The sequence below is a fragment of the Janthinobacterium foliorum genome, assembly GCF_978021625.1.
Genome location: NZ_CDXDQE010000029.1, coordinates 1 through 10316 on the forward strand (window position 1 = coordinate 1; position 10316 = coordinate 10316).

Here is a 10316-nt window from a genome sequence, read left to right on the forward strand (position 1 = left end):
AGGCGGCCGGCGACCTCCTGAAAACCGTGGTCAACAACACGGGCGTGATCGAGGCGCACACGATCGACACGCGCGGCGGCACGATCAAGCTGCTGGGCGACATGCAAAGCGGCACGGTGAACGCGGCGGGCACGCTGGACGCCAGCGCGCCTGCGGGCGGCGATGGCGGCTTCATCGACACGTCGGCGGCGCACGTGAAGATCGACGATGGTCTGAAGGTGACGACGGCATCGAGCAAGGGCCTGTCCGGCACCTGGCTGATCGATCCATCGGATTACAATATTGCCGCATCAGGCGGCGATCAGACGGGGGCGTTCTTTACGAATGCCTTGAAATCGGGCAATGTGCAAATCCAGAGCGTTTCCGGCGCGGGCGGCACGCAGGGCAATATCAATGTCAACGACACCATCAGCTGGGCAGCCAACAAGCTGACCCTGACGGCACAGAACAACATCAACATCAACAAGGCCATGCGCGGCACGGGCACGGCCAGCCTGGCGCTCGAATACGGCCAGCAAGCCGTGGCGGCCAACAATACCAGCAGCTATAACATTGCCTCGTCCGCCACGGTTGATTTACCATCGGGAAATAATTTCAGCACCAAACTGGGCAGCAATGGCAGCGTGACGATGTATACGGTCATCAATAGCCTGGGTGCGGCAAACAGCACGACGGGTAATGACTTGCAAGGCATTAATGGTGCGCTGGGCGGTAATTATGTTTTGGGTAGCAATATCAATGCGAGCAGCACAAGCGGATGGGCGGGCGGCGGCTTTTCGCCTATCGGCCGCGGCGATGCGCCGCTCGGCAGCGCGAACGCCACACCGTTTACGGGCAAGTTTGATGGCCTGGGCCATGTTATTTCCGGGCTGACCATCAGCCGCGCGAATACCGCCGTCGGCCTGTTCGGTGTGATCGGCAGCAGCGCCTCGGTCAGCAACCTGGGGCTGGAAGGCGGCAGTGTCAGCACTTCATCGCCGAATTACCTCGGTGATTTCGCCAGCGCCGGTATGTTGGCTGGCATTAACTTTGGCCTGGTCAACAATGTCTACAGCACCGGTACGGTCGGTGGCAGCGGCTACGCGTATATCGGCGGCTTGGTGGGCAAGAATGTCGGCACGATCAATAATAGCCGGTCCGGCGCTGCGGTGGTGGGTGCCGGATATTATGGTGCAGGCGGCTTGGTCGGCAACAATGCTGCAGGTGCGGCGGTGACGAACAGCTCGGCCTCCGGTACCGTGACCAGTGATGACACCGGCAGTGCCGGCGGCCTGATCGGTTTTAACTATGGACTCGTCTCGCGAAGCTTCGCCACTGGCGCCGTCAGCGGCGGCCAGCGCGCTGGCGGCTTGACCGCGTATAACCGCTACCAGGGCACGGGCCCCAGCCAGGGGATCGAATTTAGCTACGCCACCGGCACGGTGGCGGCGCATACGAACGCCGGCGGCCTGGTCGGTGAAAATGATAATGCCAAGATCAGCAATAGTTATTCGACCTCGACCGTTACTGGCACGCCGGGCAACGGTGCTGGAGGCGATCTCGTCGGTGGATTGGTCGGCTTCAACCAGTCGGGGGGCACTATCGTCAATAGTTACGCCACCGGCAGTGTCAGCGGCAACTCCAATATCGGCGGAGTGGTCGGCTGGAATAACCAAACCTCGGGTAGTGGCGGCGTACGCAGTACCCTGACCAATGTCTATTCCAGCGGTAAAGTTAGTGGCGTGAGCAATGTGGGCGGCGTGGCCGGCCAGAATGGTGCGCCGAACGGCGTCGTCAATGGCATTTACAATAACACGCTCAATTCCGGTGCGGCGATAGGCCTCAACACCGGCACTGCCACCATCATCGGCCTGAGCAGCACGCAGATGAAAAGCGCGTCGAATTTCGCCGGTTTTAACTTCACCACCACGGCCGGCGCACTTGGCAATAACTGGGTGATGGTCAATACCGATGGCAGTTTTAATAGCACCACAGGAGGCGGTGCGACCTTGCCAATGCTGGCCTCGGAGTGGTCGAAGACGATTACTTCGGCGCATCAGCTGCAATTGATGGGCATGAACTTGACCGCCCAATATGTGCTGGCCAACGATATTGCTGCGGCGGGCACGGCCAGCACGGCCACCGACGTGTGGGGCAGTGCGGGCTTCATTCCCGTTGGGACCACTGCCCTGGCATTTACCGGCAGTCTCGATGGCACCGGCCATATTATTTCGAATCTGAATATCTACAAGTCGGGCGTGGCGGATGTGGGCCTGTTTGGCGCGGTCGGCAGCGGCGGCGCGATCGCCAACGTGGGCTTGTCTGGCGGTACGGTCGCCGGCGGTAACGGCAGCGGTGCCTTGGTGGGCACGAATGGCGGCAGCATCAGTGGCAGCTTTGCCACCAGCGCTGTCACGGGCGCCGGCAATGTCGGCGGCCTGGTGGGGACGAACACGGGCACCGGGACGGTCAAGGATAGTTATGCCAGCGGTGCGGTGACCGGCAGCAGCGGCGTGGGCGGCTTGGTCGGCAGCAACAGCGGCGGCGTCGCGACCAGCTATGCTAACGGCAGCGTGAGCGGCGCCGGTGGCGGCCTGGTCGGCACCGGCGCGGGCGCTGTCACGGGCAGCTACTGGGATACCCTGACCAGCGGCAAACTCACCAGTGCCGGCGGCACGGGCTTGAGCACGGCCCAGCTCAAGACACTTGCCACCTATTCCGGCGCGGGCTGGGACCTGGGACAGATGTGGGTCGCCTACGATGGCCACAGCGCGCCGTTCCTGCGTTCCTTCATGAAAGAGATCGTCGTCAGCGTTTCCTACAATACCAAGGTATATGACGGCGTGGCTTATGCCGGCGGCGCCAACAGCGTCAGTTATTCGAATGTGTACGACAACACGATATTGCTGGGCACGCCCGTGTACACGGGCAGCACGGCCGGCGCCGTGAATGCCGGCACGTATGGCGTCTCGGCCAGCGGCCTGTATTCGACGAACGGCCAGTCCGGCTATGCCGTTACCTACGTCGACGGCGGCCTGGTAATCACGCCCAAGTCCGTCACCCTGAGTGGCGCGGCGGTGGCCGGCAAGGTATATGACGGCACCACCACGGCATCCATCAGCGGCACCCTGAACGGCGTGCTGGCCGCCGACCTGCCCAATGTCAGCACGACAGTGGGGGGCACCTATGTCAGCAAGAATGCAGGCGGTAACATTTCGGTAACGACCAATGCCAGCCTGGGCGGCAGCGCCGGCGGCAATTACCTGCTGGTGCCAGTGACTGGCCTGACGGGCACGATCAGCAAGGCGACCATCAGCGACGTGGGTGGCATCCTGGCTGGCAACAAGGTGTACGACGGCACCGTCGCTGCCAGCCTGAACACGGCGGGGGCATCGTTTACGGGCATGGTGGGCGGCGATAATCTGACGGTGTCGAATGCCAGCGGCAGCTTTGCCGACAAGAACGCCGGCAATGGCAAGACCGTCAGCATCAGCGGTATCGTGCTGGGCGGCACGGATGCAGGCAACTATAACCTGAGCAATACCACGGCCAGTGCCACCGCCACCATCAGCAAGGCGACCATCAGCGGCGTGGGCGGCATCGTGGCCGGCAACAAGGTGTACGACGCCACAGACAGCGCCAGTCTGAACACGACGGGGGCGTCGTTTACGGGCATGCTGGGCGGCGACAGCCTGAACGTATCGGCCGCCAGCGGCAGTTTTGCCGACAAGAATGCCGGCAATGGCAAGACCGTCAATATCAGCGGGATCGTGCTGGGCGGCACGGATGCGGGCAATTACAACCTGACCGGCAACACGGCCAGCACCACCGCCAACATCAGCAAGGCCACCATCAGTGGCGTGGGCGGCATCGTGGCGGGCAGCAAGGTCTATGACGGCTTGCTTGCCGCCAGCCTGAACACGGCGGGGGCCACGTTTGCGGGCATGCTGGGCGGCGACAGCCTGACGGTGTCGAATGCCAGCGGCAGCTTTGCCGACAAGAATGCCGCGACCGGCAAGACCGTCAGCATCAGCGGCATCGTGCTGGGCGGCACGGATGCGGGCAACTACAACCTGACCACAACCACGGCCAGCGCCACCGCCGATATCAGCAAGGCCAGCATCAGCGGCGTGGGCGGCATCGTGGCGGGCAACAAGGTGTACGACGGCAGTACTACCGCCAGCCTGAACACGGCGGGGGCCACGTTTGCGGGCATGGTGGGCGGCGACAGCCTGAGCATATCGGCTGCCAGCGGCAGCTTTGCCGACAAGAATGCGGGCAATGGCAAGACCGTCAATATCAGCGGCATCGTGCTGGGCGGCACGGATGCGGGCAATTACGATCTCGCCAGCAGCACTGGCACTGGCACGGGCAATATCAGCAAGGCGACCATCAGCGGCGTGGCCGGTATCGTAGCCAACAACAAGGTGTACGACGGCAGCGCCAGTGCCGGCCTGAATACGGCGGGGGCGTCGTTTAGCGGCATGCTTGGCGGCGACAGCCTGACGGTATCGGGCGCCAGCGGCAGCTTTGCCGACAAGAACGCGGGCAATGGCAAGACCGTCAGCATCAGCGGCATCGTGCTGGGCGGCACGGACGCGGGCAACTACAACCTGACCACAACCACGGCCAGCAGCAGCGCCGATATCAGCAAGGCCAGCATCAGCGGCGTGACCGGCATCGTGGCCGGCAACAAGGTGTACGACGGCAATGTCGCCGCCAGCCTGAACACGTCGGGTGCCACGTTTGCGGGCATGGTGGGCGGCGATAATCTGACGGTGTCGAATGCCAGCGGCAGCTTTGCCGACAAGAATGCGGGCAATGGCAAGACCGTCAATATCAGTGGCATCGTGCTGGGCGGCACGGATGCGGGCAATTACGATCTGGCCAGCAGCATCGGCACTGGCACGGGCAATATCAGCGCCAAGGCCTTGACGCTGACTGGCCTGAACGGTAATAAAGTCTATGACGGCACGGCGCTTGCCACGTTGTCGGGCGGAACCCTGGCTGGCCTGGTCAATGGGGAAACTCTGGCCTTCACCGTGCAGGGCGCCAGCTACAGCGACAAGAACGCGGGCACGGGCAAGGTCATCACGGTCAGCGGCGTGAGCCTTGGCGACGGCACTGGCCTGGCGAGCAATTACACGCTCAATACGCCGGGCGGCCTGACGGGTGATATTGCAAAGGCAACGATCACCGGCATCACAGGCTTGAGCGCCTTGAACAAGATCTATAACGGTAACCTGAATGTCAGTCTCAGTCCCAGCGCGGCCGTAATCAATGGAAAAATTGCCGGCGACGATGTGCAGCTGTTCAGTGCGAACGGCGCATTCACGGATAAAAACGTGGGAAACAACAAGGTCGTCAATATCAGCAATATCACCTTGTCCGGCAGCGACCTGGGAAATTATATTTTCACCAATAATGCCGCCACTGCCACGGCCAGTATTACCCCCAAGGCAGTCACGCTGTCCGGTGTGACTGCCGGCAATAAAGTCTATGACGGAACGAAGGCGGCAGTCTTGTCAGGCGGCACCTTGAGCGGCATGGTCACGGGTGAAACGCTGGGCTTCATCGGCGGCGTCGGCGCCTTCAGCGACAAGAACGCCGGCACGGGCAAGGTGGTCACGATCAGCGGCATCACCTTGGTGGATGGCACAGGCCTGGCGAGCAACTACACCTTCAGCAGTCCGGGCAACGTGACTGCCAGCATCAGCAAGGCAACCATTACCAGCGTGTCGAACGTGGGCGTCAACAACAAAACCTACGACGGCTTGGAGACGGCCACGCTCAATGGCGCGGCCACCTTCGATGGCATGGTAAGCGGCGACAGCCTGACGGTGGCGGGCAGCGCTGCCTTCGGCGACAAGAATGCGGGCAGCGGCAAGACTGTCGATGTGAGCGACATCACCCTGGGCGGCGCGGACGCGGGCAACTACAACCTGGTGAGCCATGTTTCCAGCGGCGTGGCCAACATCGCCAGGGCCAGCATCACCAGCGTGTCGAACGTGGGCGTCAACAACAAGACCTACGACGGCTTGAAGACGGCCACGCTCAATGGCGCGGCGACCTTCGATGGCATGGTAAGCGGCGACAGCCTGACGGTGGCCGGCAGCGCTGCCTTCGGCGACAAGAATGCGGGCAGCGGCAAGACTGTCGATGTGAGCGGCATCACCCTGGGCGGCGCGGATGCGGGCAACTACAACCTGGTGAGCAATGTTTCCAGCGGCGTGGCCGACATCGCCAGGGCCAATATCACCAGCGTGTCGAACGTGGGCGTCAACAACAAGACTTACGATGGCCTGACCGATGCGACGCTCACCGGCGCGGCGATCTTCGATGGCATCATCGGCGGCGACAGCCTGACGGTGGCGGGAACGGGCGCGTTCATCGACAAGAATGCGGGCACGGGCAAGACCGTCAATGTGAGCGGCATCACCCTGGGCGGCGCGGACGCGGGCAACTACAACCTGGCGAGCCATGTTTCCAGCGGCGTGGCCGATATCGGCAAGGCCAGCATCGGCAGCGTGTCGAATGTGGGCGTCAACAACAAGACCTATGACGGCTTGACGACGGCCACGCTCAATGGCGCGGCGACCTTCGATGGCATGGTAAGCGGCGACAGCCTGACGGTGGCCGGCAGCGCTGCCTTCGGCGACAAGAATGCGGGCAGCGGCAAGACTGTCGATGTGAGCGGCATCACCCTGGGCGGCGCGGATGCGGGCAACTACAACCTGCTGAGCAATGTTTCCAGCGGCGTGGCCGATATCGCCAGGGCCAGCATCGGCAGCGTGTCGAACGTGGGCGTCAACAACAAGACTTACGATGGCTTGACCGATGCGACGCTCACCGGCGCGGCGACCTTTAATGGCATCATCGGCGGCGACAGCCTGACGGTGGCGGGAACGGGTGCGTTCATCGACAAGAATGCGGGCAGCGGCAAGACCGTCAATGTGAGCGGCATCACCCTGGGCGGCGCGGACGCGGGCAACTACAACCTGGTGAGCAACGTTTCCAGCAGCACGGCCACGATCACGGCAAAAGCCCTGACTCTCACCGGTCAGGTGGCGGGCAACAAAGTCTACGATGGCAATGCCGTGGCGCAGTTGACGGGGGGCAGCCTGATCGGCCTGGTGGGCGGCGAAACCCTGGCCATCGGCGGACAGACGGCGGCCTTCAGCGACAAGAATGCAGGCAATGCGAAAACCGTGACGGTGACGGGCACCGCCCTGCTCGACGGCTCGGGTTTGGCCAGCAACTACACGGTCAGCGATCCGACGGGCTTGACGGCCAGCATCACGCCAAAAGTCCTGACGGTGGCGGGCCAGGTAGCGGGCAACAAGGTCTACGATGGCAACGCCGTGGCGCAATTGAGCGGCGGCAGCCTGATCGGCCTGGTGGGCGGCGAAACCCTGGCCATCGGCGGGCAGACGGCGGCCTTCAGCGACAAGAATGCGGGCAACGCCAAGGCCGTGACGGTCAGCGGCACCACCTTGCTCGATGGCTCGGGTTCGGCCAGCAACTACACGGTCAGCGATCCGACGGGCTTGACGGCCAGCATCACGCCGAAAGCCCTGACGGTGACGGGCCAGGTGGCGGGCAACAAGGTCTACGACGGCAACGCCGTGGTGCAGTTGAGCGGCGGCAGCCTGATCGGCCTGGTAGGCGGCGAAACCCTGGCCATCGGCGGGCAGACGGCGGCCTTCAGCGACAAGAATGCGGGCAACGCCAAGGCCGTGACGGTGACGGGGACGACCCTGCTCGATGGCACTGGGGCGGCCAGCAACTACACGGTCAGCAATCCGACGGGCTTGACGGCCAGCATCACGCCGAAAGCCCTGACACTAGCGGGCCAGGTAGCGGGCAACAAAGTCTACGATGGCAATGCGGTGGCGCAGCTGACCGGCGGCAGCCTGATTGGCCTGGTAGGCGGTGAAACCCTGGCCATCGGCGGACAGATGGCGGCCTTCAGCGACAAGAATGTGGGCAATGCGAAGGCGGTGACGGTGGCGGGCACGACCTTGCTGGATACGGCCAATGGCCTGGCGGGCAACTACACGGTCAGCAATCCGACGGGCTTGACGGCCAGCATCACGCCGAAAGCGCTGACGCTGGCAGGCCAGGTGGCCGCTAACAAAGTCTACGATGGCAATACCCTCGCGCAGTTGAGCGGCGGCAGCCTGATCGGCCTGGTAGGCGGCGAAACGCTGGCCATCGGCGGCCAGACGGCGGCGTTCGGTGACAAGAACGCGGGCAACGCGAAAGCGGTGACGGTGACGGGTACGACCCTGCTCGATACGGCGACGGGCCTGGCGAGCAACTACACAGTCGGCAACCCGACGGGCTTGACGGCCAGCATCACGCCGAAAGCCCTGACGGTGGGCGCGACAGCCGCGAACAAGGTGTATGACGCCACCACGGGCGCCACGGTGAACCTGCGCGATGACCGCATCGCGGGCGATCAGCTGAGCATTGCCTCGAATGGCGCCACCTTTGCCGACAAGAATGCAGGCCGTGGCAAGACGGTGACGGTGGGCGGCATCCGCCTGGCCGGCGCCGATGCGGGCAACTATGTGGTCAATGGCACGGCCGTGACGAGCGCCGATATCACGCAGGCGCAGCTGACGGTGAAGGCCGGCAATGCCGAGAAGAGCCAGGGGCAGCCGAATCCCGTGTTTACCGCCAGTTACACGGGCTTGCTGGGCAGCGATACCGTGGCGTCTGAACTGAACGGCACCTTGTTGTTCAACACTTCGGCAACGACGGGCTCATCGTCGGGCAATTACCTGATCACGCCTTCCGGCCAGACTTCGGTCAATTATGCACTGGACTATGTCGATGGCGTGTTGAAGGTGAATCCGACGGAAGCCCTGCAAAGCGCCGTGGCGGCAGCCTTGGGATCGGTGGTGGTGGCGCCATCGCAGGGCAACATGGTGCTGGCCGACCAGATTGGCGCGGGCGAGACCGTGGCGCTTGCCGAGCCCGTGGGGAATGGGCCAGCCGCTACGACGCTGGTTCCGGTGGCGGTAGCACTGAATGGCAACACGGTGACGAACGTGCTGCCAGGCTTGCGCCTGAGCATTATCAACCAGGGAGTCTTGCTGCCGCCAGAATTGGGCGGCAATGCCGACTTGGCGAAATAGCCTGTGGAACGGCAGGGTGCGAGACGCATCCTGCCGTTCTGATGTCTGGGCTGGAAAAAAGTCCAGCAGATCACTCTAAATGCTTCTTGATAATCTTTTTTGGCAACACTGTGACATGCGGAATTAGGTATGAAATATGTGTCATGGAAAATGATTCCACATACATATAAAATAACATTGTTTTACATTATATTAATATCAATATCTGCGCTGGTCTTCCTCCGAATCCCGTCCTGGGAATAGCATCTCGATAGTGTTTTTATAGCACTATCGTCGCGTAGTAACAACATAAAATTTGCCAGAAATACACGCTATCAGCGCCATTCGCCGATTTTAAGGAGGCCTGGTGCACTGTCGTCTTCAAGCAGCGAGAAGAGGGCGCAGATGCGCGTTTCATGGGCTGCCAGCGCGCTAAAATAGTGCAATGTTGCTGATGGGAATCTAGATTGTTGGTTTTCATTAAATTTAACACTAATATCAAAATATTATTTCTGTCAGCTCTCATATTTCTCGCCAGCACTGTGGACATCGCATGTGCCGGGCGTAGGTGCACTGCAGAAAGGATGACCTTGAACGCCAAACTACTTCCCCTGACCTTGCTGGTCGCCATCCAGTCCGCCTGGGCCGTCGATCCGCCCAGCGCCGGCAGCCAGCTGCAGCAGATTCCCGCCGCGCCCCAGTTGCCGAAAGCGCCGCCCGCCATCCGCGTGCAGCAGGGCAATGTGCCCGCCACGGCCGTGGCCGATACGACGCGCATCACGGTGCAGCGCCTGCAGATTGCCGCGCCGCCCGTGTTTCCAGAAAGCGAACTGATCGCCACCACGGGCTTCGTGCCGGGCAGCGAGCTGACCCTGGGCGAACTGCGCGCCATGGCGTCCAACATTGCCAGCTATTACCAGAACCGCGGCTATTTCCTGGCGCAAGCTTATCTGCCCGCGCAAGATATCAAGGATGGCGTCGTCACCATCAACGTGCTGCCGGGGCAGTATGGCCAGGTGCAGCTGCGCAACCAGAGCAATCTGTCCGATGGCCTGGCCGGCAGCCTGCTGGCCGGCCTCGACGGCACTGTGATCGCCACGGCGCCGCTGGAGCGGCGCCTGCTGCTGCTGTCGGACTTGCCGGGCGTGCAGGTCAGCTCGACGCTGGCGCCGGGCGCCTCGCTGGGCGCTTCGGACCTGATCGTCGACGTGCAGC

The 10316-nt window shown here is 62.5% G+C and carries 2 protein-coding genes; both read left to right on the forward strand.

Going from position 1 to position 10316, the window contains the following annotated elements; genetic code table 11:
• The first annotated feature begins 26 nt into the window (after positions 1-26).
• The gene (locus ACZ92H_RS29135) at positions 27-9122 is read left to right on the forward strand and encodes a YDG domain-containing protein (protein ID WP_465051946.1); all 9096 of its coding nucleotides are present in this window, start codon (positions 27-29) and stop codon (positions 9120-9122) included.
• A gap of 569 nt (positions 9123-9691) precedes the next feature.
• A partial coding sequence (locus ACZ92H_RS29140) for a POTRA domain-containing protein (RefSeq protein ID WP_465051945.1) occupies positions 9692-10316 on the forward strand: 625 nt, incomplete at its 3' end.